At 70.3% G+C, this 26456-nt stretch carries 17 protein-coding genes; 11 read left to right on the forward strand and 6 right to left on the reverse strand.

All coding sequences use genetic code 11. The features are described 5' to 3' along the window. Positions 1-26: 26 nt before the first annotated feature. Positions 27-2252, forward strand: coding sequence for a GumC family protein (locus tag OEB96_RS37315; RefSeq protein WP_266221660.1), 2226 nt, complete (start codon positions 27-29; stop codon positions 2250-2252). Between the two features lie 17 nt (positions 2253-2269). Further along, the gene (locus OEB96_RS37320) at positions 2270-4540 is read left to right on the forward strand and encodes a hypothetical protein (RefSeq protein ID WP_266221661.1); all 2271 of its coding nucleotides are present in this window, start codon (positions 2270-2272) and stop codon (positions 4538-4540) included. Between the two features lie 298 nt (positions 4541-4838). Here the strand turns inward: OEB96_RS37320 and OEB96_RS37325 are convergent, their stop codons facing one another. From OEB96_RS37325 to OEB96_RS37340, 4 genes are all read right to left on the reverse strand, one after another. Beyond that, on the reverse strand, positions 4839-6032 hold the full coding sequence (locus tag OEB96_RS37325) for a TolB family protein (protein WP_266221662.1): 1194 nt from the start codon (positions 6030-6032) through the stop codon (positions 4839-4841). Positions 6033-6519: 487 nt separating this feature from the next. Continuing rightward, positions 6520-9696, reverse strand: a complete 3177-nt coding sequence (locus OEB96_RS37330) for an alpha/beta hydrolase family protein (RefSeq protein WP_266221663.1) — start codon at positions 9694-9696, stop codon at positions 6520-6522. A gap of 300 nt (positions 9697-9996) precedes the next feature. Further along, on the reverse strand, positions 9997-11349 hold the full coding sequence (locus OEB96_RS37335; RefSeq protein WP_266221664.1) for an FG-GAP repeat domain-containing protein: 1353 nt from the start codon (positions 11347-11349) through the stop codon (positions 9997-9999). Between the two features lie 220 nt (positions 11350-11569). Beyond that, positions 11570-14464, reverse strand: coding sequence for a serine/threonine-protein kinase (locus OEB96_RS37340; protein WP_266221665.1), 2895 nt, complete (start codon positions 14462-14464; stop codon positions 11570-11572). A 226-nt stretch (positions 14465-14690) separates the two neighbouring features. Between OEB96_RS37340 and OEB96_RS37345 the strand changes: the two genes are divergently transcribed. The 6 genes from OEB96_RS37345 to OEB96_RS37370 all read left to right on the forward strand — a co-directional run bounded on the left by OEB96_RS37345 (position 14691) and on the right by OEB96_RS37370 (position 20180). Then, entirely contained in the window at positions 14691-15752 is a 1062-nt protein-coding gene (locus OEB96_RS37345) for a hypothetical protein (protein ID WP_266221666.1), read from the forward strand. Positions 15753-15767: 15 nt separating this feature from the next. Continuing rightward, entirely contained in the window at positions 15768-16343 is a 576-nt protein-coding gene (locus OEB96_RS37350; RefSeq protein WP_266221667.1) for an RNA polymerase sigma factor, read from the forward strand. Next, a complete protein-coding gene (locus OEB96_RS37355) occupies positions 16333-17109 on the forward strand; it encodes a hypothetical protein (protein WP_266221668.1) in 777 nt (258 codons plus the stop codon). Before OEB96_RS37350 ends, OEB96_RS37355 begins: the two co-directional genes overlap by 11 nt. 79 nt (positions 17110-17188) lie before the next feature. Continuing rightward, a complete protein-coding gene (locus OEB96_RS37360) occupies positions 17189-18046 on the forward strand; it encodes a hypothetical protein (RefSeq protein ID WP_266221669.1) in 858 nt (285 codons plus the stop codon). A gap of 48 nt (positions 18047-18094) precedes the next feature. Continuing rightward, positions 18095-19249, forward strand: coding sequence for a hypothetical protein (locus tag OEB96_RS37365; protein WP_266221670.1), 1155 nt, complete (start codon positions 18095-18097; stop codon positions 19247-19249). A gap of 4 nt (positions 19250-19253) precedes the next feature. Further along, a complete protein-coding gene (locus OEB96_RS37370) occupies positions 19254-20180 on the forward strand; it encodes a S1C family serine protease (protein WP_266221671.1) in 927 nt (308 codons plus the stop codon). Positions 20181-20278: 98 nt separating this feature from the next. Here the strand turns inward: OEB96_RS37370 and OEB96_RS37375 are convergent, their stop codons facing one another. Then, positions 20279-20584: a hypothetical protein gene (locus OEB96_RS37375; RefSeq protein ID WP_266221672.1), complete on the reverse strand. Its 306-nt coding sequence runs from the start codon at positions 20582-20584 to the stop codon at positions 20279-20281. Between the two features lie 156 nt (positions 20585-20740). Between OEB96_RS37375 and OEB96_RS37380 the strand changes: the two genes are divergently transcribed. Beyond that, positions 20741-21283: an FHA domain-containing protein gene (locus OEB96_RS37380; RefSeq protein ID WP_266221673.1), complete on the forward strand. Its 543-nt coding sequence runs from the start codon at positions 20741-20743 to the stop codon at positions 21281-21283. A 99-nt stretch (positions 21284-21382) separates the two neighbouring features. Here the strand turns inward: OEB96_RS37380 and OEB96_RS37385 are convergent, their stop codons facing one another. Beyond that, positions 21383-23089, reverse strand: coding sequence for an FG-GAP repeat domain-containing protein (locus OEB96_RS37385; protein ID WP_266221674.1), 1707 nt, complete (start codon positions 23087-23089; stop codon positions 21383-21385). A 178-nt stretch (positions 23090-23267) separates the two neighbouring features. Here OEB96_RS37385 and OEB96_RS37390 point away from each other — a divergent pair, with 178 nt between their 5' ends. Both OEB96_RS37390 and OEB96_RS37395 read left to right on the forward strand, forming a co-directional pair. Further along, positions 23268-25010 carry an ExbD/TolR family protein gene (locus OEB96_RS37390; RefSeq protein WP_266221675.1) on the forward strand — a complete coding sequence of 581 codons (1743 nt, stop codon included), beginning with the start codon at positions 23268-23270 and terminating at the stop codon, positions 25008-25010. A 23-nt stretch (positions 25011-25033) separates the two neighbouring features. Beyond that, positions 25034-26455 (forward strand): hypothetical protein, encoded by a 1422-nt coding sequence (locus tag OEB96_RS37395; protein ID WP_266221676.1) that lies wholly within the window; start codon positions 25034-25036, stop codon positions 26453-26455. Position 26456: the final 1 nt, after the last annotated feature.

A 26456-nucleotide genomic window follows, 5' to 3' on the forward strand; every position in this document is an offset into this window, starting at 1 on the left:
ACCGCGTGCACGGAGAGCCGACCGCCATGCAGCCCGACCCCGACCGCCTCGGCCGCGCCGCTCCCCACGAGGGCATCGCCCAGCTCCTGCGCCTGGGCCACGTGCTCCGTCGGCGCTGGCTGGTGTGGCTGGCCGCCACCGGGCTGTGCGTGGCTGCGGCGGGCCTGGTGCTGCGCTCGCTGCCGCCGCGCTTTCGGGCCTCGGCATCGCTGGTGCTGCGCCCGACCGGGCCGCAGGTGCTCGACAAGGTCCGCGGGGTGGTCGACGAGGGCAACCCCGAGGGCAAGGCCTACGATGCCTACTATCAGACGCAGCGCGCCATCATGGGCAGCCGGTCGGTGGCCGAGCGCGCGCTCGATCGGCTGGGCCTGCTCGACGATCCCGACGCGCTGCGCGAGGCCGATGGACCGCTCCATTCGGCCCCGCCCACGGCCGACGCGGTGGAGCGACTGCAGCGGCTGGTGTCGATCGAGGAGGTTCGTGGCTCGCGGGTGGTGGCGATCACCGCCGAGCATCCCGACCCCGAGCGCGCTCGCGACCTGGCCAACGCCATGGCCGATGCCTACCTCGATCACGTCCGCGAGGGGCGCCACGCCGTGGGGCGCAGGGCCCAGGACGATCTCGCACAGGAGCGCAAGGCCGCGCGCGAGCGCCTCGACCAGGCCGAGCAGGCGCTGCGCCGCTTCAAGGACGACAACGGGGTCACCTCGGTCTCGCTGGCCGATCGGCAGAACGTGATCACCTCCGACGTGCTCACGCTCTCGGCTCGGGCCAAGGAGGCCGAGGCCGAGCGCATCGCCCTGGGCAGCGTGCTGCAGCAGGCCGAGCGCCGGCGTGACGAGGGCGACATGCTGGCGGCGCTGCTCGTGCTCGCCGACGGCGAGCCCACCCTCGAGCGGCTGCGGGCCGAGCACGTCGACGCCAAGGCGGCCTTTCGCGCGGCCGACCTCGAGTACGGGCCCAAGCACACCGTGCACCAGGAGGCCGCGCAGCGGCTGAAGGAGGCCGAGAAGGCCCTCGATCGCGAGGTCCGGGCGCGGCTGTCCTCGCTGGACGCCAAGGTGGCCGCGGCCCGTCGCACCGAGCAGAGCCTCGCCGCCGCCGTGGCTCGCGAGCAGGGGCGGGCGCTGGCTCTGGGGGGTCTCGAGCAGCGCCATCACGAGCTCGCTCGCGATGCGCGTACGGCCGAGGAGGAGTATCTGGTGATCGCCCGTCGCGACACCGAGGTGGGGCTGACCAACCGCGTGGAAGAGGAAGGCATCGAGCTGCTCGACCGCGCCACCGTGCCCGCCGTGGCTGCGTTCCCGCACCGCGGGGTGGGGCTCGGGCTCGGGGCGACCGCGGGGCTGCTGCTGGGGCTCGTGCTCGCGCTGGTGGTCGAGGCTCGCGACCAGCGGATCCGCGACGTGGTGGATCTCGAGCGGGCGCTGGCCGAGGATCCGCTGCCGGTGCTGGGGCAGCTGCCCGCGCTGACCGGGGATCGCGGGGGGCGGCGGGGGGATCCGATCGAGCGCAGGCGCAGCCGCGATCTTCACGTGCATCGATCGCCGGGATCGCTGGCGGCCGAGCGCTGCCGTGGGATCCGAACCTCGCTGGCCTTCGTGCAAGGTGGGGCGTCGCGCTGTCTCATGGTGACCTCGCCGGCTCCGTCGGAGGGGAAGAGCTCGGTGGCCACCAGCCTCGCGCTGTCGCTGTGCCAGGCTCGCAAGTCGGTGGTGCTGATCGACGCCGACCTGCGACGGCCGCGGCTGCATACCGTGTTCGGCGATGGCGAGGAGAGCTCGCGGGGGCTGGCGGCGGTGCTGCGTGGGGAGGCGGAGCTGGACGAGGTGATCGTGCGGGGGCCGGCCGGGGCACCCGAGAACCTCCACGTGATTCCCTGCGGCCTGGCTCCCGAGCACCCGACCGAGCTGCTCGAGTCCGCCGCCATGAACCGCGTGCTCGACGAGCTGCGCGATCGCTACGACGTGGTGCTGCTCGACAGCCCGCCCGTGCTGCCCGTGGCCGATCCGCTGGTGCTGGCGCAGGTGGTCGACGGGGTGGTGGTGGTGGCTCGCTCCGGGAAGACCGCGCGGGGCGAGCTGCTGCGTGCGGTGGAGCTGCTGCGCCGCGCCGATGCGCGCGTGCTGGGGGTGGTGCTCAACGAGGTCGACGAGTCCGGTCGCCGCGATGGTTACGGCGGCTATGGCTACGGCGGCTACGTGACGGACGAGCGCGATGGGCTCGACGACGGAGCCTCCTCCGCCGCTTGATCGAGCCCAGGGGATGCATGATGTCGGCCCGCTCGCCTCGTGCTCGCATCGGCCTGGTGGTGGCGATCGCCGGCCCTGCGCTGGCGCTGGGTGGGGTGTGGCCGTGGGTGATCCCGGCGTTCGCGGTGGTGGCCGGCTTGCTGCATCGCGTGCACGGGCGAGGGCGAAGGCTGCGGGTGCCGAGCGGGCTGGGGCTGGGACTGCTGGCGTTCGGGGCCACCGTGGTGCAGGTGCTGCCGCTGCCCGGGGCCCGCGAGGTGCTGGCGCCCGAGCTGCACGCGTGGGTGGAGCTCGCGCTCGTCGGGGTGGATGAAGCACCGTGGCCGAGCCTCTCGCCGGTTCCCGTGGACACTGCGCTCGAGGCCCTGCGCTTGCTCGCGCTGTGCGGGCTGGCGCTCTGTTGCGCGCAACGATCGTGGCGCACCACGGCGCGGGTGGTGGCGGTCACCGGTGTGATCGTCTCGGTGGTGGGGCTTTGCCAGCACGGCCTCGGCATCGAGCGGATCTATGGGATCTACGAGGCGCGTCACTTGGGGCCGGGGCGAGGGACTGCGGCGTTGCTCACGACCTTCGTCAATCCGAATCACCAGTCGGGGCTGCTGCTGCTGGGGATCTTCGCCACCGCCGGGCTCTACGAGTCGCATCGACGCATCGACCGAAGGATGGAGCCGCGAGTGGTGCTGGGCATCGGGCTGCTGGTGCAGGTGGCGGCGCTGGTGCTGTCGATGTCGCGCGCCGCGTTGCTGGTGGGCGCGGTGGTCGGTGGGGTCGGGCTGGCGATCGCATGGTGGCCGCAGGCCTGGCGGCAGAGGGCGGGCTGGGCTCGTGGGTGGGTGGATCGTGGGCGCTGGGTCCCGCGCCTGGTCGGGTTGGCCACGATCGGTGGCGTGGTGGCGGGGCTCTTGGCGCTCGGGGCATGGCACGAGCTTGCGACCCTGTGGGGGCCCCTCGATCACGCCACGGCGATGCGCCTGCGGATCGATGCGAGCGCGCCTGCGTTGATCGAGCTGGCTCCGATCACCGGGATCGGGCGCGGGGCCTTCGGCGACGTGTTCCCAGCCTTCGACCCCGAGCCCTCGCACGTGTGGCACTCGCACCTCGAGTGCGCCCCGCTGGCGATGATCGTCGAGTGGGGACCCTGGGTGGGCGGCGTGCTGGTGGTGGGCATGGCCGCGTGGTGGCTGGGCGCGATGCGGCGTGCGGGGGATCATGAGGATGCGCGGGCGCGGAGGATCGCGCTGCTCGGGCTGCTCGCGATCGCAGCGCAAGGGCTGGCGGATTTCTCGCTCGAGCACCTGGGAGTGGCGGCACCGGCGGTAGCGCTGGCCGGGGCGCTGGCGCCGAGCGGGCGGAGATCGGTGGTGGCACGGCCGCTGCGGGTGGGCGCGGTGGTGCTGGCCGGGTTGGCGGTGGCTGCGGTGCCGGTGCTGCCTGGGTCTTGGGGGTGGTTGGCGACCGAGAGCGGTACGGAGCTCGCGCGTGAGGTTGGTGAGAAGGCGCTGGTGCGTCGAGCGTTGCACGCTCCGCTGCACCGCGCCCGTGCGAGGGCGGCCCTCGAGCGTGGCGATGCGATGGGGGCCGACCGACGCGCTCGCGCGGCGGTGCGACTGCAGCCGGGGCACCCGGATGGATGGTTGTTGCTGGCCGGCGCGGCTGCGGCTCGGGGTGACCGCGGTGCGGAGCGGCGGGCCACCGCGTCCGCGCTGGCGCGGCTGCATGTTGGGGTGGAGCAGGCGCTGGTGGAGCACCTGGTCGAGCGCTTTCCCGAGCCGATGGAACTGGCTGCGCTCGCGCCTTCCGAGCCCGGCGCGTGGGCGCATCTCGTCGAGGGGCTGCTGGTTCATGCGCCGCGTCATGCGGAGGCGATCGCTGGCGCTCGTGCGGTGCGGGATCCTGGAGATCCCGAGCCGCTGCGCGTGCGGACCGAGGCTGCGCTCGCGCTCGACCGGCCCGGGCTGGCGCTCCATCACGCACGGCTGTGGCGACAGCTCGAGCCCCGCGAGGCCCGGGCTCATCTCGCGGTGGTGCGTGCCCTGCAGGCTCACTCCACTCCGCGCGCGACGGCGGTTCGCGAGGCGCTCGAGCGGGCGCTCGATGAAGCAGACCTCCAGGATCCCCGCCTGCGCGGCATGATGGAGGAGCAGCTGCTCCGCGAGCTGCTGCGGGCGGGGGATCCGGATGACCACGCGCGCATGCGGCAGCTCGCCACCGCGCTGCGATCGCGTGCGGCCGACGATGACACGCGAAGGCGGAGGATCGAGCTGCTGCAGGCGCTGCCCTTGCGGTAGGGATGCAGGCGGCCTGGCATCGGGCCAGGATGCGCGCCGTCGGTCCTCCGAGCTCGGTTCGTGGTGTTCGATCGCTCTACCAGCGGGAGCCGGTCTGGTCTAGTCGAACGAAATGTTCGCACGCGTACGGCTCTCGACTTGGGGACTGATGGATCGTGCCTCGTCGGAGGAACGGCAGCGACACCGACACCGCCGTGCACACAGCGACCATCGCAACCGCCGCGACCGCGACGGTGACGCCCTCCACCTTCTACGCGAAGTGAATTCGGAGGAGCAAAGCCCGAAGCCCGGACTCGCCTCATCCCTCTGGCCGAAACGCCAGCCCTCGCCCTTCGATGAACGGCCCTCGCTCGCCATCCACCACCGAGATCACGTGAAACCCGTCGACGCCGTCTTCCTCGAGCTGCCGCGCGAACCGTTCGCCGTCGGGCGTCCAGTCGATCCAGTGCTGAGTGTCGCACGGCTCGGCCCACACCTCCTCCCAGCGACCGACGTCCTCGTAGATTCGTAGCTGCCACCGGGGCTCCGGCAACGTTGATCCCGTGCAGCGCTCCTGGACGGCCAAGCGACGGCCGTCGGGCGAGAAGTGAATGGCGTCGGCTTCCGGGAGCTCGAGCCGGTCGACCTGGCCGGTGGTCGTATCGAGCAGCCACACGCTCTCGAAGTCGTTGCCGCCCAGCCAGCGGCCGTCGCTCGTCCACGCCGCCGCACGATGGTGAGGAACCACGTGGAGCTCGCGTCCATCGAGATCGGTCACCCGCGTTGCCGCACCGGCAGGCCACGCCACGAGATCGCCCGTGGGCGCGATCAGGCTGCAGTCAAAGGTCGTGAGCCCTGCGATGTCCTCGCGTACGCCGTCGCGGAGCATGAACGTCCGATATTCGCGCGTAGGCGAAGGGTTCATGTCGAGGTCATCGCCGTAGGTGTAGAGAACCTCGGTGGCAACGATGAGTCCGCCCGGTGCAGCGCTCACGCATGCATACTCGTGAGTCTCATCGACGATCTCGCTCGTGCCCGCTTCGTGGTCGATGACGAGGAGATGGGCTCGAGGCAGGGGGGCGACGCCGGGGAAATGGGCCGACGACAGCTCGTAGGGCACCACGAGCTCGCCCGACGACAGGATCAGGGGCTCGTTCCCCCGTACGATGCAGCCGTGGGCGTAGGGAATGTCGTCGCACCGGAGCGGCTCGAAGCGACCATCGGTGAAGAACCAATCCGCTCGATCGGCGGCATAGAAGCCGCGGCCGTCGGGACTCCAACCCACGAATTGGGTGTACGGGGTTCGAGTCCCGGCGTAGTTGGGCTCTGGCGGGATGGGAACGAGCGAGTCCTCGCGGCCATCGTCGTAGACGAGCCAGAGGCGATGCGAATACTCGCCCTCGCCCTCGGCCACGTCACGCTGCACGGCAATCGTCCAGCCGGGCTCGTCGGACGGCCGACACGCCGAGAGCGGCACGAGCCCGACGCCGAGCACTACCGATTCCAACCGCACGGTCTCAGCAGCATACCGTTCTCCGTCGCTCAGCACCGCGACGCCCGAGCGACGCACACGCCCTACGCCTCGAGGTCACGCACAGGACGCGAGGGCTCCCGACGCACCCAGAATGCGTGCCAGCGGCCCTTCCAACGCGGTTCGTGACGTTCGATGCGAAAACGTTTTCGCGTCCTCGACCAATGCGGCCTCGGGATCGCAGCCGGGCGTCGAAGGCAAGCCCTGGTGGGTCGAGGTCGGTGGCAGTCGGTCGGACACCGACCGACCTCGGTCAAGACCGGGCGGAGGCGGTCAAGAACTGGCCGACCCCCGGTCAAAGATCGGGTAGGGGCGGTCAAGAACTGGTCGACCCCCGGTCAAGAACCGGTGGGGGCGGTCAAGATCGGGTCGACCCCGGTCAAGAACGGGTCGGGACGGTCAAGAACTCGCCGACACTGGTCAAGATCGGGTCGGGATGGTCAAGAACTCGCCGACCCCCGGTCACGGCTCATTCGCAGGTGACGGTACGAGCGTCCGTCGTCGTGGCACCGCGGGTGTCGCGGGCGATGGCGACGAGATCGTGGGAGCGGGTGATCGGCATGGTGCCGATCCCGGGAGCGAGTAGCACGCCGTCGACGATCCAGCGGACCGAGGTCAGGTCGTCATCGGGATCACTGGTGTCGTGCGTCAAGGCCAGCATGCCCGGGCAGGGGGCAGTGCTGGGCGTGGTGATCTCGACCTCGGGCAGTCGGGCGGCCGGGGCGTCGGCGCTTCGTAGTTCGACCAGCAACACCACGGGAAGTGAGCCGGTGCCGCATGGGACCGCGAAGTCGAGCCCGACCTCCGCGGAGAGGAAGCCCTCGCGGTCGGCGGTGAGGAACACGGGGTCCTCGTTGATGGCACGGATCGTGGTGGTGAAGCCCGCGACGGTGACCATGCCCTGCACGTGTAGGGCGCCGCTCGGGAACGCCTGTACGCCGTCGACGTCGATGCCGAAGGCTGGCTGCAACAGCTCGATGCCGAGGTCGGTGAGCTCGACCGAGAACGGCGAGCGGTCCGGGCAGGTGGCGGTCACGGTGATCGATTCGGTCGCGGTGACCGAGAGTGAGCCGAGGTAGAACGGGCATGGGCCGCCTGCCGGGTTGGCGCACAGGGAGTAGCCGGCTGCGCCGGCCAGGGGGATGTCCTGGATGTTGCCGGGGGTGATGAGCATGGCCTTGCTCGTGGCGGGGCTCAGGTCGATGCGGAGCTCCTCGCCGCGCGCGAGCGGCTGTCTCGCAGCCGTGGGCCGGGAGGAGCGGGCCGCACACAGAGCCTCGTCGAATGCCTCGCAGCAATCGCCTTCGAGATCGCAAGCGAGGGCGTGACCTGGGAACAGGCCACCGCCGTGCTGGTCGTCGGTGCGGATCCGGTGGGTTGAGCCAAGGCCAGGAACAGCGCGGAGCGTAGGCGTGGTGAAGGCCCCCGGGTCGGAGCAGTTGGCGGTGATGCTCGGGTCGTCCGACCACTCGAGCTCACAGGCCGCGACGCACAGGTCGAGGATCCCATCGAGCTCGAGCGACGTCGGGTGCTTGGGATCGCCGAGCCATCCCTTGGGCACGTGGACCACCCAGCCCGGGCGAGGGTCGCCGAGCTCGTCGCTCACCGTCGGCAACGGGACGGGATTGGTGACCACGTCGTCGGGCTCGCATGCCGGATCGGGCTCACCCGCGCACGAGATCTCGAAGGGCATCAGGGCGTCGGTAGGGGCACACGTCCAGTCGCTCTGCGACTGCGAGCAGACCAACGAGCCCGCGTCGCCGGGATCGCGGGTGAACTCGAGCGAGTCCACGAGCGCCTCGTGGGACTCCATCGATTCCGGAAAGCGGATGCGAACGGCGGTGAGCGCCGAAGGATCGAAGCCCGGGCCTTGATCGCAGAAGTCGACGAGCGGGATCCGGATCGTGTGCATGAAGTGGCTGCTGGGGCAGATCGGAAAGCCCTGGACGCCGGGCACTTCCTCGCCGTGCTGGTCGGGGATCACGTCGGTCAGCACGGTGCGAACGACGGGGATCCCGCTCGGGTCCTCGGCGACGAGCTCGACCTCGAGCTGGAACTCGTCCGGGATGGAAGGGCAGCTGTCGACGAGGTTGCCGACGCGAAACGACAAGTGCGTGTAGTCGGCGATCTCGGACAATGGCAGGCCCCCGGCCTCGAGCGACCACTCCACCTGCACGCCTGCGAACGTGTCGCCCCATGCGATCTGAAGCGCTTCGGTCGCATGATCGGAGCCAACGAGGGAGCCGGGTATTGGGCCGACCTCCTCGGCAGGGCCCTGGCAGGCCGCGGCATTGCCCACGCCGATCGGCGACATCGTGACGGTCGTGCCCATCGTCGAGGGCGAGATGTCGCCATCGCAATCCGGCGCTGCCATCCCGCGCGCGAGCGTATCGACGATGAAGCGCTCGGCCCCCGGCCACTGTGTGCCCTGGGTGAAGTCGGCATACACCAGCGGCCGGCCCACGCCCGAGAGGCCCGCGTCGTCGCCCTGGTAGAACACCGCGAGGTTGGGGTCATACGGTTGCGTACCGTCGACATTCCACAGGCTCGGCTCCCAGACCGAAGGCGAGAAGTCGTCTTGCAGCGGCGAGACCTTCGTGGGCCCGAGCACCTTCGCTCGGGCCTCGGGCTCGCGGAAGAGCTGCCAGCGCAGGAACTGCTCGACGAAGAACGGCGCCGTCGCCTGCGCCTGAGCCACGCCACGCAGGCCCAGCTCCACGGGTGAATTCACGTCGACGCCGCCCCACGCCTGGTGCATCGGCCCGTAGACCCACAGGCCCACCTTGTCGTGGAGCCGCAACGACGACGGCTCGGCCGCGACCGCGAGATCCTCGCTGACATTGGCATCGTACGCGGGGATCCCCTGCCCGACCGTGTCCTCGTCGAGGGTGCCCTGGATCATCAGGTAGGGCGGCGAGCTCGGGTCGCGGATCTCGGTGCGATCGATGCCGTTCCACCGCGGAGCGATCGACACGGTGGAGCAGATCTCGTAGTCGTCGAGCGCGGTACCGGGCGGGAGATCGTCCTTGCCGTCGCAAGCATCCGGCGCCAGGCAGCACCCATCACCCGCAGGGTCGTCGGAGTCCCGGCACAGGACCGACTTGGTCAGGCGCGTCGCCGCCGATCCGCCGCGACTATGACCCATCAGCACGGCCGAGTCGCCGATCCGCCCGTCTGCCGCCGCCGCCCAGCCGTGGCCGGCGTCCTTGGCCCACATCATCGCGCACGCCAGCGCCGCACGCCGCTTGCCGCTGCCCCACTCGACGCTGCTCGGCTGGATCGCAAACACCACGAACCCCGCCTGGGCCATCGGTTCGAACAAGAAACCGAAGAAGTGATCCTCGGGCTCGGTCGCAGGCCCGCCTGGCCGGACCGTGTTCAGGCCCTTGCCGGGCACGAAGAAGATCGCCGGGTGCGGCCCGTCATCGGGCCATTCACCGGTGGGGTCCTTTGGCCGGTAGACGTAGATGTCGAAGCGGTCGATGCCTTCACCCTCGTGAGTGCTCAATCGGTCCGAATCTACCCCGTTGGCATCGACCAACTCCGGAAAGTCGCAGAGGATGCGCGGATCCACGTCATACGCGTATTCTTCGTCGATCGTCGTGTCCGGGATCTCGGTCTCGTAGGTACCAAACATCCCCTGCATTGCGCAGGGATATCCCCCTCCCTCGTCCCCCATGTCTCCCGACTCCCCATCCGATCCTTCGTGGTCGGCACCCGTCCCCGTGGCGCCCGTCGTGACCACATCTCCGGTGGTTGACATCACTCCCGACGAGCTCCCGTCGTCGTGTGGGCCGCTGCATGCACTCGCGACTACCACGACCGATGCCCAGGATGGGCGCGCAAGTCTCCTCTGTTGCCGATATGGCCGTGCCATTTCGTCTCCTCCTACGAATGAAGCGGCCGAATCGACCGCAGGTATCGCCAGTGAACTGTGCTCAGCAGCTCAAGGTGCCGATAGCAAGACTGTCTTCTCTCCCAGGTTCAGTAACGAGTAGTCGAGGAAATCGGAGGCACCGTCTCCGTTGAAATCTCCGAGCGTCAGGGGCCAGGGGATTCCTGGGGGCAACGGTATGACGAGCGGAGATCCAACGAGGTCCTCGAGAATCCACTGTTCGTCGTTCTCGGAGCCACCCATCCACTCGAGGTCTCCATCACCATCGAAGTCCCCGCGCCCCCAGCGGCTGAGCCGCCAAAACCCGACCGTCCCGCCGATCTCCGTGATCGACTCCGCCTCCTCGAGCGTCCCGTCCCCGCGCCCCCGAAGCAGCGAGATCGCATCCACTGTCTGGATCTGGATCGCCACATCCTGATGCCCATCCCCATCGAAGTCATCAGCCCACATCCCGACCTCGCCCCACCCCCCCGTCGGAAACGTCCCCGTCGGCTCGAGCAGCCCGCTCTCCGGATCGCTCCGAAACACCGCGACCCGATGGAACGCCGGATCGTACTGCGTGGGATAGGGATCGCAGCCGGTGACGCTGTCGTGCACGACGAGGTCGAGGTGCCCATCCTCGTCGAAGTCGGCCTGGGCTCTCGCCCCCGTGACACCGCACCCGGGGAGCGGCAGGATCGGCCCAAAGTCGGTCCACTCGCCAGCCACGCGCTTGCGCAGATGAGCGCCCTGCTCGAGGGGCGGCCACTCCGCGCTGACGAGGAATTCGAGCTGCCCATCCTCGTCGACGTCGAGCGCCACGGGAGCGCCGTAGGTGATGTACTCGCTGCCCCCGATGACCTCGGTCTCGACGTCGGCCAGCCGGTCCCCGAGGCTGCGCACGATGAACACCCGCCATCCCTCGTAGCTCGGGACCAGCAGATCCTCCTGCCCATCGCGATCCCAGTCCCACCTCGTGGTGAGCTCGTAGCGCATCAGTCCCGACCTCATCGGCGGGCCGAACTCGAACGCACCGTCATCGAACGACAAGAACGCGGCGGTGATGCCACCAACCACGAGCTCGTCGCGGCCATCACCATCCACGTCCACCGCGGCGGCAGTGCTCACCTTGTTGTGATCGGGCGGCAGATACGGCAGCGGCACCTTCACGAAGCAGTACTGCCCCGGCTCGACGACCCCATCGCCGCACCCCTCGGGAAGCTCCAGCCCGCCGGAGTCACTGGCGCCGGTCGGCGCGGCGTCCGGTGCGGTGTCCGTACCGCTCGACGAGCTCGACGAGTCGTTCGCCTTGGCCGCAGCCTCGTGGGTACTCGACTGCGAACACCCCGTGGTGCAGATCGCAGCGAAGACCCATGCATGGCTCGGCGACCTTCGCGTCGCTCGTGGATGGCTTGGTCGTGGCATTCCTCCCACCACTTCCAATCCTTCGCCAGCAGGAGGAAGTGGCATCCACGAATCGTCGAAAAATGCACCCCAAGGAACACGGACATCCGACCGGACAGCCGTCCTCGGCGGCAGAGGAGCCGATGCGAGCCGGCGCCATTCGGCCGGCAGCGGTTTGGATGGAGCCGACGAGGCCATCGCGGGCTCGAGTCTGTTCGAGCCCACACAGCACCCTTCCCGCTCAGCGTCCCGCGACTCGATGGTCCTTCAACCACTCTCGATACGGAGCCCGGTCCTCCTCGCTCTCCACCAGCTCGAGCGCGCCTTCCACCAGCGTGATGGCCCGCTCACGCTGCTCGTCATGCTCCCATAGCGCGCGCGCGAGCAGGAGTCGGACCCGGGCATGACTCGCGTCGAGCAGCGGCTGCCGCTCGGCTCGGGCGTAGCCGTCGAGCGCCTCTTCGAGCAGAGGCTCGGCATCGGCTGGGCGTCCTCGATCGATGCGGAGCTCGGCGAGCGTTCCGAGGCTCTGCAGCACCGTCGGGTTGCCCGGCTCCAGTGCCTTGCGCCGGACCTCGAGGTTCTCCTCGAGGAACGTCTCCGCCTCGGCGCTGCGCCCTTGGTCGATCAGAGCCTGCGCCAGCTGGGCCCGCGAGGAGCCGGTCCGTGGGTGAGTGGCCCCCAGGGCGCTGGCAATGCTCTCCAAACCCCGCCTGGCGTGCTCCTCGGCCTCCTTTGGTCGGCCCAGCGCGATGAGCAGACCGGCGAGGTTTCCGTGGATCGCCCCAACCTGGGGGTGCAGGGGGCCCATCGCTGCCTCCGCGATCCGCAGGGCGCCCAGCATCTGCTCCTCGGCTTCGGCGAAGCGCTCGCGCGTCAGCAGCAGCGTTCCCAGATTGAATCGCGCCATCGCAACGCTGGGATGCTGGTCACCATGGCCCTGGATCGCCAGCTCCAGCGCCCGACGGTGGCTGGTCTCGGCTTCGTCGACGCGTCCGACTCGCTGCAGGGCATGGGCCACGGCGGTGTGTCCGGTCACCTGGTCGGGATGGTCTGGCCCGAGTTGCTCGATCGAGATCTCCAGCGTGCGTTGCATCTGGACCAAGGCCTCTGCGAATTGCCCTCGATCCTGCAGCGCCGTCCCCAGGTTGTTGTGGATGGCCCGAGTCAACAGCGGGTCGGTCCCCGGATCGAGCTCCAGCGCGCGCCGCAGCGTCGCCTCGGCCGTGAGCGAATCGCCGGCCGCCAGCTGGGCCATGCCCAGACCCACCCGCGCAAAGGAAGGGTCGGTGGCCGCGGCGCCACGGCGTCCGGCGAGCGCCACGGCGATGCGTCCGTAGATCAGCGCCTCGCCCGGCCGCTGCTCGTGCTGAGCCGCACCGACGGCCAGGTTGTGCGCGGCCGAGAATGCGGTCTGTCCGTGCCCGATCTCGAGCGCGATGGCGAGGGCCTGCTCCAGATCGGCACGCGACTCGGAGTACTGCCCCCGAGCCGAGCGGTTCAGTGCACGGAGCAGCAGGAACCTTCCCCGCAGCAGCGGATGGTCGAGCGCTTCGACCTCGGGACCGAGCTGGTCGATCAGCTCCTTGGCCTCGTCGTACTTGCCCGCCTGATGGACGCCCCAGGCCGACGCTCGACGCTGCAGCAGCTCCTCGAGCGTCTGCTGGGCCTCGGGGTCGGACGGCAGCGGCACCTCGGCCCGCAGCCCCTCGAGGTCGGCGCAGGCTTCGAGCGCAGGCAGGCCGCGTACCAGCTCGTGAGCGTTGCGGGCCACGGTCGGGTCCGGGGCGGCGATCTGACTGGCGATCGCCTGTAGCTCCATGCGGGCCTGCTCCAAGCAGGCCACGCGCAGATCCATCGCCTCCTGCGACTGGGAGCCATCCACCACCGTGGCCCGGCAGGCTTGCGCGTGCATGTCCATCCACGCAGCGGCGTATCGATCGAGCTCGTCCATCGCGGCCCCCACGACGGTGGTGGCCCAAGGCCGCTCCAGGGCCGCCAGCATCTGCTGCGCCCGGGCCCGAAGCTCGCCGTCCCACACCCCCTCGAGCCGCTCGGCGGCCCCCGTGCAGCGCTCGTCGTGCTGCGAGGACCGAGCCCACGCCAGCGCGAGCACGCCCCCCATGCTCGCCACCACCGCGCCCTGGACCAGCCGTCGTCGTCGGCGTCGCTGCGGCGGATCCTCGAGCATCTCGAGCAGCGCGTCCATCGAGGGCCATCGCTGATCCGGATCCCCACGCAGCCCTCGCAGCACCACGTGATGCAGCCACTTCGGCACACGCGCCCCGCCAGCCAGCTCCGCGATCCGCCCCTTGGTGATGGCGAGCACCAGCGCCATCACCCCGTCGGCTTGGAATGGGCGCTCGCCGTAGAGCCCCTCGAACAGCGCCACGCAGAACGCGAACTGATCGCTGCGTGCGTCGGCGCCGTGACCCGACAGCTGCTCGGGACTCATGTACGCGGGCGTGCCCACCAGCGCCCCGACCCGGGTGATCTCGGACGACAGCAGCGTGCTGCCGGACACCGAGAGCGCCGCGTCCTCGGACTGGTCGGGCGGGAGCTCGTGGCCACGGGCGAGACCGAAGTCCATCACCACCACCCGACCCCGCTCGGTCACCATCACGTTGTCGGGCTTGAAGTCGCGGTGGACCAGGCGCTGCTCGTGCGCCGCCGCGAGCCCCTTCCCCGCCGCAATGAAGACCTCGAGCACCTGCGACCACGGACGGGGCTCGGCCCGGAGCCATGCGCCGAGCGTCTGGCCCTCGATGAGCTCCATGGCCACGTACACCCGGCCCTCCTCCACGCCCACGTCGTACACGACCACCACGTTGGGGTGCCGCACCCGCGCCATGGCCTGAGCCTCGCGCAGCAGGCGGGTGTGCTGGGCTCGTGCGTCATCGTCCTCGCCAAAGCGCAGCAGCTTGAGCGCGACCATGCGCTCGAGCTGCGGATCGATGGCGCGGTAGACCACCCCCATGCCCCCGGCCGCCAGGCGATCGAGGATCACGTAGCGTCCCAGTGCGGCCCCGCGCGGCAGGACTGGTGACGTCACCCGGTGCGCAGCCGACAGCGAGGCCGAGGTTTCCTCTCCCCCGATCAGGGTGGCGTCACCCGAGTGCTCCAGGGTCCGTGTCACGGACAGTCCGATTTCAACGCTACCCCACGTTCACCAACCCCAGCAACCGCTGCGAAGAAACGACGATCGCCGCCCGGACGACCTCACACCGGCGAGCTCGTCGACACATGCGAGTCGACGACTTGCATGAATGCACGTTGGTCCTCGATGAGGCAGCCAAGGGCTTCCTGGTGGAAGATGCACGGCGAAGGTTCGGATCGTCGGTCGTGCGCTATGGTTGATCGCAGTGATCGCCGCCAGCGTCGGTGTGCTCCTCACCGCAGTGCTCGAGTCGAGCGCCGTGCCGGCCGAGCCCATGGTGCGCTGGGAAGCGCCGCCGGAGTGTGGCTCGGCGCGCGAACTGCAGGATCGCATCGGCCAGCAGCACGGGGCGCTCGAGTCCGGGATCGAGATCATCGGCCAGGTCCGGCGGGTCGACGGACTCTATGCGCTCGAGCTCGAGCTGGTCGTCGGAGACGAACACCAGCGGCGATCGTTCTCGGCCGTCGATTGCCGCACGCTGCTCGAAGCCGCGGCGCTGGTGGGCTCGGCCGCGCTGAGCCCGGACACGGAGACGCTCCTGGAGCCCGAGCCCGACGCGGTCTCGCAGCTCGGCTCCGAGCCGGTGCCCGAACCCGAGCCGGCACCCGAGGCCCTGCTCGTGCCTGCGCCGCCCGTTCCGCGGCAGAGCTCCGATCGCCCCGCACCCGTCCCCGTGCCCGCGTCCACCGAGGGCCCCGAGTCCGCACCCGTCGCGGCCTCGTCGTCGAGCCGGCCGCGTCGTGGACACTGGCTGGTCTCGGCCCGCACCGGGGTCAGCGATGACGGCACCCTCACGACACCGCGGGGCTCGCTCGGCGTGGGCCATGCGTGGCAGCGGTGGCGGGTGCAGACCGGAATCGAGGTGCTCGGCAACCGAGCTCGAAGCCCGCTGGGTGCGGTCGATCTGCTCGTCGTCGCCGTCGATCCGCGCGCGTGCGCGGTCGTCCGCCCGCGCGTGAACCTCGAGCTCTTGCCGTGCGCCGGCATGGCCGTGGGGGCCGCAGTGGGGCGCGGCCGCGACGTGCCCAACGCACGCGCCGCGGTCGTGCCCTGGACCGCGGCACACGTGGACTTCGAGCTGCTCGTCATCCCCGTGCGCTGGCTCGCCGTGGGGGTCGAGCTGTCCAACTACGCCATGCTCGGACGCCCCCGATTTGCCCTCAGCACTGGCCAAACGGTGTACCGCGCCGGCACCGCGGGCACCCGCGCCTCCATCGTGGTGGAGCTGCGATTTTCCGCAACGGATCGAGCCGTTTCTGGACACTAGGTTCTCATTGGGAACGTGCCTTCGCCTCGACCGACGCCGCGCGCCTCCCAGGGCGAGCCACAGGGGGTCCCGATCGACGCGCGCGGGCCCACCCCACGATCGCTGCGTCGGATCTACGACGAGCACCACGCGTTCGTCCGCCGCAACGCGATCCGCCTGGGGATCCCCCACGGCCACGCCGACGACGTGGTCCAGGAGGTGTTCGTGACGCTGGTGCGGCGATCCGAGGCGCTCGGCGAGTTCCGCAGCATGCGGGCACTGCTGTTCGCGATCGAGCGCCGGGTGTGTGCCAACTATCGGCGCAAGCTCGACCGCAAGGCCGTGCAGGCGCTGCCAGCCGCAGCGCTGCTCGCGGTCGACGACGACGGCTTCGACCGCATCGAGGCCGCGCACACCGTGGCGAGGTTCCTTCGCCGCCTCGACGAGCCGCGCCGCGAGGTGTTCGTGCTCGCGGAGCTCGAGGGCATGTCGGCCCCCGAGATCGCGGAGGCGCTCGGCATCAACGTCAACACGGTCTACACGCGGCTGCGTGCCGCGAGGCAGCGGTTCTTCAGGCTCGTGAGCGCGCGGGAGGAACACCATGGTGGATGAGCTCGGCTCGCGGGAGCGTCGCTACATCGAGGCCTACCTCGAGCTCGAGTCGCACTCGTCGGCCGCCCATGGCCTGCGCGAGCGGGTGATCGCGGCCGCGTTCGCAGAGGCCGAGCCGGCCGGGTCGCGGCGTCGCTCGCCGCGGCGCCGTGCGCTGCTCCTGGCGGGTGTGGGCCTGTGCGCCGCGTCGGCGCTGGCGTGGTGGGTCGGGCGCACGTCGCTCGTGGAGGCACCCGCGGCTCGGCTGCCCGACCAGGCGCCGCTCATCATGCGGAGCGATCGGCCCGTGCACGAGACGTCGGCGGTGAAGCGGGGCGATGCCAAGGATCGTGGCGCGCCGGAGGCCGTCCCCGAGGTCGCGGCCGACGTCGCGCCCGCTGCATCCTCGACCTCGGCCGCACCCGAACGGACGCGACCGCGAGCAACCCCGGCTCCCGTCGTTCCCCGCGTCACCGAGCGCAGGCCAACGCCTCCGCGCAAGCCGCCCGAGGCTGCCGCCCCCACGCTCTCCACCGCCGAGGTCGCGCTGCTCGATCGAGCACGTCGCTTGGCCCAGCACGGCCAGCACGAGGCCGCGCTCGCTCGCCTGCGCGAGCACGCGAGCACCTATCCCCGCAGCGTGCTGGCCACCGAGCGTGCTGCCGAGGAAGTGGCCGTGCTGTGTCGGATGGGGTCGGCGGCGGCCGAGTCGGCGCGCGCGTCGTTCCTGGCCGGCGACCCGCCGCAGTACCTGCGCGTCCGCGTCACGAAGGCCTGCCCGCCCTGAGGCGTGCCCTGCCTCCGCGACCGACGATTCCCTCGGCCGACCGCAACGGATTCTCCAGGCTCCCGACACTCTCCTGGACATGAAGCTGCTCATCGTTCACCGGCACCGATTGCTCTCGGCCTTGCTGCTCTGTTCACCCTTGGGATGCGTGTTCACGGGGGTCGTGGGGGATGGGGACACCGACGGCGACAGCGAGGGCACGACCGGTGCCGACAGTGGCGGCGATGGTTGCCCCGACGGCCAAGTGCCCGGAGGCATGGGCACCTGCCTGTGCCCCGATGGCTCCCAGCCCGATCCCGCCGGTGGCTGCGACAATGGCACGAGCGCCGACTCTGGTGGCCCGCAGGAGTGCCCCGACGGCTCGGTTCCCGACGGCGTGGGCGACTGCGTGTGCCCCGACGGCTCGCCCTACGAACCCATGGGCGACTGCGAGGGCGACACCGACACCGACACCGATACCGGCGAACCGTGTCCGGACCCGACGGTGCCCGACGGCATGGGCGGCTGCGCGTGCCCCGACGGTACCTCGCCCGACCCCGCCGGTGGCTGTGGCGGCGATGACTGTCCCGCTCCTGCGGTGCTCGACATGGACGGCGCTTGCGTGTGCCCCGATGGCTCGATGTACGATCCCGTGATCGGCTGCGGTGGCGGAGGCGTCTGCATTCCGCCCGCGATGCCCGATCCAGCCGGCGACTGCGTGTGCCCCGACGGCTCGATGTACGACCCCATGATCGGCTGCGGTGGAGGCGTATGCGTTCCACCCGCGATGCTCGATCCAGCCGGCGCTTGCGTGTGCCCCGACGGCTCGCCCTACGACCCCATGATCGGCTGCGGTGGAGGTGGAGGCGCCTGCATTCCACCCGCGATGCTCAATCCAGCCGGCGGCTGCGTGTGCCCCGACGGCTCGATGTACGACCCCATGATCGGCTGCGCATGAGCCAGATGGCTGGCCGGTGTTCGGTCCGCTAGACTCCGCTCGTACCTCGTGCACGACTCGATCCTCCACCCTCCCCTCGCGCGCGCGCTGGCCCCCTTGGCGCTCGCGCTCGCGCTGGTCCCCGGGCGAGCGCTCGCGAGCGCGATCGGGGTCGCACCATCGGCTCCACTCGAGAAGATCCAGCCCACCTCACCGCCGGCTCCCATCGAGGAGACCACCAGCGCAGCGCCCGAAGTAGAAGCCTCGCCGGGCGACTGGTCGAGCGTGTTCTCCGTGAGCGCCGTACAGCCCCACCTCCATGCCGATGGAGTTCGGGTCGTGGTGGTCCCGGCGGGAACGCACTCTCAGGTCGAGGCCATCGCCAAGGCGCTCGATGGCGTGCTCGATGAGAGCCGTCGGGTCGTGCTGGGGCGACGGGCCGCGCGGGTGGATCTCGACGACGACATCGAGATCGCGCGCCGGGTCGCCCCTCAGGGCTACGATCGCATCCTCGTGGTTCGAGCCTTCGACGTCGATGGACGCGTGCAGGCGGTGATCTCGGTGCTCGACGGCCAGGGGCGCTCGGTGGATGCGTTCGTGGCCTGGAGTGACGAGCCCATGGCGGGCGGAGCCCAGTCCGCCACGCTCGGCGTACGCGAGGAGACCCTCGAGGCCATCTCGCCCACCAAGGACTCCGAGCCCACCCAGGGCGAGGAGCCGACCGAGGTCCCGCTCGAGGCCAAGGCCGCGACGAGCCGCTACGAGCGAGGCCGGATCGTCTACGACTCCGCGCGTGGCCGCTTCTACCCCCACGGAAACCCGGCCAAGTCGCTCGAGGGGGCCGAGTTCTACCACTACGTCGGCCGCTCCGATCTCGCGAGGAAGCACCGGGTACGAAGGGGAGCCGGGTGGACGATGATCGTGCTCGGAGCCACCGTTGCCTTGGTGGGGGGAACGCTGGCGGCGACCGCCGGCGACACCAAGCGCGAGCGGGCCGTCGGGATCGGCATCACGTCCGTCACCGGCGTGGTGCTCATGGCAGGAGGGCTGCCCCTGATGCTGGGGTCCCCGGCCAGCATGGACGAGCGCGTGCGCATGGCCGAGGAGTACAACGACCGGCTCCGGCACAGCGGGGGGCGCACCACCCGTCTCGACCACGAGCTGTCGCTGCGTCCGACCGTGGGTCCCAACGGCGGGGGAGTGATGCTCGGAGGGAGGTTCTGAGCCCATGATGCCCGCGGTCTTGCTCTCCTCGCTGTTGCTCGGCGCCGCGCCGGCCCCCGGCAAGTCGGGGCCAGCACCGGTCCAACCGGCTCCGCTCGCGACCAAGCCGACTCCGACCGAGCCGGCCTTCGATCCCCTCGCCGCGCTCGAGCGCCAGCAGCAAGCCCTGTTCGCCGCGACTGCGCCCTCGGTGGTGTTCATTCGCACCAAGGACGGCTTCGGATCCGGCTTCTTCGTGTCCAAGGACGGGCTCGTGCTCACCAACCGTCACGTGGTCGGCGAAGCCAAGCAGGTCGAGGTCGTGTTCCACGATGGTCGCGGCGCCACCGGCAAGGTGGTGCAGATGGCCACGGGCGACATCGATCTGGCGCTGGTGAAGGTGCCCGTGCGTGGCTCCCGGCCGCTGCCGTTCGCCGACGTACGCACCCTGAGCGTGGGGGCCTGGGCCGCCGCCATCGGTCACGGCGTGGGCGCGATCTGGACCTTCAACACGGGGATGATCTCCAACATCTATCCGGTGGGCGACCTGCCGGTGGTGCAGACCCAGATCCCGCTCAACCCGGGCAACTCCGGAGGCCCCGTCATCGACCGCAACGGTCGGGTGGTGGGGGTGGTCACCGCCGGGATCCAGGAGGCGCAGAACCTCAACTTCGCCATTCGCGTCGACGTGGCCGCGCGGGTGCTGCCCCGGCTGCGCGAGCACTGTGATTGCCTGGTGGTGCATGCGCCCGAGGGGGTGCCGATCTTCGTCGACGACGAGCTCGTGGGGCATGGGCCGGTCGCGGTGGTGGTGGCCGAGCCGGGCAGCCACCACGCGTTTGCCGTGGTCAAGGGACAGCGACGCTCGGGGACCGCCGAGCTGCCCAAGGTGCGAGAGATCGACCTGCGACCGCCCGTGCCGAGCTCGAACCCGATCCCCGTGCCACGTTAGGATCCCGGAGCGAGGGCGAGACCTCGCCCGCCGCGCCCACGGCGACGAACGCTCATCACCACGGATTCTAGGCGGCCCCGGCCGTGCACCTCGAGCGGCTAGCGAGAGGCATGATCCCAGCGAGGATGCGCGCTCTCGGCGAGGAGCTCCATGGCCATGTCCTCCACGAAGAGGGCGAGCGTGCCGTCATTCGTGCCCTGGCAGAGCACGCAAAAATCTTGGTTGAATGCAACTCTCTCCCCCTCCTCGAGGCATACCTCATTGTCGGGAGCAGCGTCCGGATCGGTCATGTTCATGTTGACAATCCCATAGAGGACGCGCCAGCTCCCGTCGGGGTGCTTCTGGTAGAGGAAGAAGTCATCTCGATATTGGTTGTCATCACATCCTGTGAATGCATACGTCATCTCGACCTCCAGGCTGCTCGACCATGCTGATTGTATTCGGGCTCGGCCGAGGGGGTCAACGGGAATCCGAGCCGACCATCGGCAAGAGTGCGGTGAACAACGCGAGCGTGATCGACGAATGACGGTCGACATTTGATGCTGCTAGGCTCGGATCCCGTGGACGGCGAAGTCGCTGGACCGATGCTCGTGCTGCTGACGGGCCGAGGCCTCGGCCGCACGCTTAGACTCGCGGGCCGTGCCGTCGACATCGGGCGCAGCGTGGCGAGCGATCTCGTCATCGAAGAGCCGGGGGTCGCAAGCCGGCACGCTCGCCTCGAGCCGGGCCCCCGCGGCTGGGTGCTCGTCGATTGCAGCGACGGGTGCGGACTTCGGGTCAATGACGCCGAGGTCCGCGAGCACGCGCTCGAGAGCGGCGATCGCATCCACCTCGGCGAGGCCGTGCTCATCTTCTCGAACCCGCAGGACGACCTCCGGGCCTGGCTGACGACAGCGACGAGCGTCGAGGAGCACGACGCGTCGATGTCGAGCGGCTTCCTGCGCCAGCAGTGGCGCGACCTCGAGGCGTCGATGCGTCCCGGAGACGCCCTGTGGCGCTTCTCGAGCCCGCCGGAGTCCTGGCGGCGTCTCGGCGGCCGCGCCGGCCTCTGCGTCGTGCGTGCCGGCGCCGTGGTCTACACGCTCGTCACCGAGATGAACTGACGCACGCTCGACCCACGAACACACGGAGCCACGAGGCGCAGCCCAAGGCGGGGTGCCCCCCATCGACTCGCTTCCGACCGCAGCCCAAGGCGCGCCTCGTCATCCTGGCGGGGTCGGCACGCAGATCCCCCCGCCTTCGATCTGCGCCTGCGTGCGGAACGTGTTGAGGCCCTCCCACGAGTTGGGGGCAAACTGGGGGATCGTGCCGTCCTCGCGCACGTTGGTCACGTGATACGCGTGTTGGTTCCAGATCCGTCGGGCCTGGATCCACCGATCCTGCACGTCTCGCACCGCCTGCACCGTGGGGAACCCCGCGCCGGCGCCGTTGGACACCACCAGGATCTCCGCCGAGCCATCGTTGTCGATGTCGGCCACCACCGGGTACTCGGTCCCGGTCACGCTGGTGCGGTCGATCTGCAGGATCGAATTGCCGCCGCCATCGAACACGTGCAGCCGCTGCTCGTCGGTGTACATCGCCTCGGCGATCCCGTCCCCGAGGAAGTCGAACGCGGTGCCCCCGGCCACGCCGCTGAAGTCCACCACCGGGGCGTCCCACACGATCATCCCGTTGGGCTCGTACACCGTGTAGTGAGTCTGACTGCTCACCGCGAACTCCGGGGCCCCGTCGCCATCGAAGTCGTGGATGGTGGCCGGCCGGATCCAGTTGAGCCCACCGGACGACACCCCGGTGGGACGCAGGTCTTGATAGGTGAGCGTTCCGTCGTGCTCGATGAGCGAGATCCCCCCGCGATTGGTCACGAGGACCTCGGGCAGGCCGTCGCCGTCGAGGTCGGCCACCTGGGGAAAGCCCGGCTGCACGCTGGGCACCACCCACAGCGTCGAGCCATCGTGACGAAAGGCAGCGTGGCCCAGCACGATCTCGAGGTCGCCGTCGCCATCGAGGTCGGCCGCCGTGCTCGCGTTCCAGTCGCCGGCCACCTCGGGCGCAAACCACAGCGTGTGCCCGGTGTGGTCGGCCAGCATGTTGCCGGCGATGATCTCCACGTCGCCGTCGGTGTCCACGTCGGCCAGCTGCACCGATCCATAGGCCCAGTCGCCGAACAACCCGCCGGTCCCGTTGGGCAGCCCATCCTCCCACACGGTGTCGCCGGTCCACTTCACCGTGCCATCGTGCTCGAACGCCACCAGCCGGCCGTCCGAGAAGCCCACGGTGATGATCTCCGGGATCCCGTCATCGTCGATGTCGCCGAGCGCGGGCGTGACGTGGTCGACCACCTGGGTGCCAAAGCGCATGTGCTCGGCTCCGGTCTCGCCGTCGAGCAGGAACACGTAGCCAGGCGCGGTGTGAGTGGTGGCCGCCACCACCACCACGTCGGGCACGTCGCACAGGTCGATGGTCCCGTTGCCGTCGTCGTCGGTGAGGTTGGCGACCAGCGCCGTCACGATGCACGACTGCTCGCCCGTGGCGCCGCCGGTCCATACCCACTGCACGTCGGGCTCGAAGGAGTCGGGCGGGGCTTCGGCATTGCAGTCGCCCACCGCGTTCATGTCGTCCTGCACCGTGCACATGTCGATCGGCGGCCCATCCGTGTCCGAGTCGGTGTCGTAGTCCACGTCGAAGATCGGCGCAGTGTCGGGCCCCTCGGTGTCGTCGGCCGTGCTGGTGCTGGTGGGGGCGGTGGCGGTCCCGTCGGCCGTGGCGGCCGTGGTGCCATCGTCGGTGGAGCCGACGGTGGTGCCTCCCACGGTCGGACCCACCGTGATGCCGGTGGTGGTGTCGTCGGTCGCCGGCTCGCTGGGCGTACAGCCGCTGGCAGAGCCCGCCACCGCGAGCAGGACGGCCACGCTCAGGCCAGGGTATGACTTCGAGTTCGTGGGGACCGTGCAGCTTCGCATCACCCGGGAATCTTCGCAGAATCGACGGTCGATGTCGGCTGGTGTTTCGCGCACCGAGGCCAGTACCAGCGTGAGCCAGCCTGGCCAGACGCACGAGAGCGACCTCCGACCGCGGTACCATCACGGGGTGCGCGTCACGACCCAGTCGACTGCGATCGCCCTCGCCCTCGCGAGCCTCGCCGTCGCCGCGCCGTCGTGCAAGTCCGTCTGCGACGACGACGGCCTTCGGCGCACCGCCGTCGCCTTCGAGGAACGCTCGAGCGACCTCCGGGCGGCGGGCTTCGCCACCCTGTGGCAGGCGTGCCCCTCCATGCCGCTCGGCCTGGCGCGCAGCTTGGCCGCCGAGTTCGATCCCGCCCACGAGCTCGAGGGCGATGCGCTCGAGCGCCACCATGCCGAGCGGTCCGAGGATCCGCAGTGGCGCACGCTGCTGCATCGAACCTGCCCCGGAGTCACCCACGATCCCTTCGACCTCGCCGACCCCGGAGCCCTACGTGACGCCTGCACGCTCGAGCGCCATGCCCTGCTGCGCGCCGACGACGTCTTCGTCCCGCGCGACGCGACGGCGCTCGTGCTCTACGACTGGCTGCTGTCGGTCCGCGTGCCCCTGCCCCTGGCGCAGGACGTGGTGCGACCGCTGCTCGCCGTCAGCGCAACCGCGGAAGAGCTCGAGGCGATGTGCTGGAGCGAGAGCGTGGCCTGCGAGCACGTGGTCGCCTCCTGGGGCTTGTCACTGCCGGACTCGAGCCTCGGGCGCTCCCTCCCCGGTGAGGGCCCCCGAATCCTCGTGGCCCGTGACCGGCTCACCCTGCTCACCCTGCAGGGAGCTCCCGTGCTCTCGCTGCACGACGGCCGCCTCGCCTCCGCCGACCGAATCGGCCGCGCGATTCCCTTGCTTCGCGAGCGGCTGACTCCCCTCGTCCCGCCCGAGTCCGACACCGAGCTCGAGCGACCGGACGCGAGCATCGTGCTCGTCGCCGATCGAGCCACGCCCTTTGGCACGCTGGTCGAAGTGCTCTTCACGGCCACCAAGGCAGGCTTCCCCTCGGCCTCGCTCTTCGTCCGCCGGGACCACGCGCTGCGGTCGCTGGCGGTCGTCGCCCCGGAGACCTGGCTTCCTCCCACGAACGTCGTCCATGACCGAGCCAGCGAATTTCGCCTGGTCGTCCGCCACGATGGCGTCTCGACCGTTGGTCCCACCACCGATCCGAGGACCATCCCCAACCTCGAACCTTGCGATCCTTCGCCACGCGGGTGCCACGACCTGCAAGCCGTCGCGTCGGTGGCAGCAGGCTACGCGAAGCAACACCCACGCGAGCTGGGCCTGTCGCTCGGCGTGGAAGACGAGCTCCCGCTCCAGGCCGTGCTCGCGATCCTCGACGCCGTAAACCGCGGGTACGGATGCGAGGGTCCAACGGCCCCTCCGGGGTGCGAGTACCTCTTCATTCGGCTCGACGGCGCGCCCCAGCTCTACGAGCACTCCGATCGCGTGGGCACCCTCGTGCTCGGCGACGCCAGGGTGGAGCGGTGGGCGTCCCGCGTGGTGAGCTCCGAGACCGAGCGCACGGCGCTGGCTGCCTACGCTCCGGCCCGCGAGGCGATCGGACGCTGCATGACCGACCGCCCCGACGTGATCGGACGATGGCCCGACACGGGCACGCTGCGGGTGCAGTACCTGCAGCCCAGCCGGGGCAAGGGCCCGATGTCTGGTCACCTATGGCTGCTCGCCAACGACCATGGCACGGAGATCGAGCGCTGCGTGCTCGACTCCCTGGGCGTCGAACCCGACGAAGGCACCTCGTTCCGAGACTTCCTCGAGCGGCTGCGGTTCGAGCTGGTGATCCCGACGCGCTTCGAGCCCCCACCGTGACGGTTCGCTCCTCTATGATGGCGATGATGGCCGCTCGCTCGCCTCGGCTCGTACCCGCCCTCGCCCTCGCGGCGCTCGCCCTCGCCGGCCCCGGCTGCATGCCGGTCTGCGACGAGCAGGGCCTGCACATCGCCGTCGAGCGTCTCGCCACGCGAGACCCCCAGCAGCGACAGCCGGGACTCGATGCACTCGGGCGGGCCTGCCCGAACCTGCCCGCGTCGCTGACGTACGCCCTCCGCGATCCGTCGGGCCCGGTCGATCCGAGGGAGGCGATCCTCCCCGACCGCACCGAGGACCTGCCATGGAGCGAGCTGCTCGCCCGCACCTGCCCGCGCACGGACGCCGAGCGCGACCGAGCCCTGGCCGCCGAGGATCGCGACCTCGCCACCCGCAAGAGCTGCTCGATCGATCGCTACGGCCTCCTCGCCCCCGAAGACACGTTCGTCTCCGAAGACGTCCCCGTCTTCATGCTCTACGAGTGGATGACCGCGGGGCGCGTGGATCGAGCCCTGGCCAGGGACGTGGTGTGGCCGCTGTTGTCCGCCAGCGCCTCGGTCGAGGAGCTCGAGACCAGGTGCCTGGTCGAGCGCGTGGGATGTGCACGCGCCATGCAGACGTGGGGCCTTCAGCCACCGCGCTCGAGCAGCGACCGGATCCTCGACACGGGCACGGAGATCCGGATCACCTCCGATCGGCTCTCGGTCGAGCACGTCCCCTTGCTCACCCTGCACGCGGGGCGCCCCACGCCCGACGCCTTCGTGGACCACGTTGCCCCCGCGCTGCGAGACACGCTCGTCGTCCACGCCGAGCGGGCGCGGAGATCCGCACGCAACGAGGGCGTCGACCCGAGCGCTCGCATCCTGCTGCTCGCCGATCACGCCACTCCCGTCGGCACGCTCTTCGACACGCTGCTCACCGCGGCCCGGGCCGGCTTGCGCGAGGCCCAGCTCGTCGTCCTGTTCGGCCGCGACGAGCCCCGAGCGCTGCCGCTCACCGTGCCTCGAGCCCGGCTGTCGCCCGAACTCGATCCCGACCACGACCTCGACTCCGAGCTCGACGGCACCGAGCAACCGCTCGAGCTGACCTTCATCGTGCGTCGCGACGGCGTGGAGGCTCGCGCGCACGGAATGTCGCCTCCCAACGTCTTCCCCAACCGTCCGAGCTGCGAGCCCCCACCGGGAGGCTGTCACGACCTCGAGGCGATCGCCTCCTTCGCCAAGCAGCTCAAGGCGCTGTTTCCCCACGAGACCGTGGCCACGTTCCGCACCGACGACGGCGTGCCGCTGCAAGCCCTCGTGTCGATCATCGACGCCGTCCGCGGGGGCGAGAGCTGCAGGCTGCTGCCCATGATGCTGGGTGAGGAGGCCCCTCCCGAGTGCCTGTTCTACCAGGCCGTCCTCGACGCCGAGCTCCCACCTCTCGCCGAGGACGACGCTCCGCCATGAT

Source organism: Paraliomyxa miuraensis, from assembly GCF_026337845.1.
In the GTDB taxonomy this organism is placed as follows: Bacteria; Myxococcota_A; Polyangia; order Nannocystales; family Nannocystaceae; genus Paraliomyxa; species Paraliomyxa miuraensis.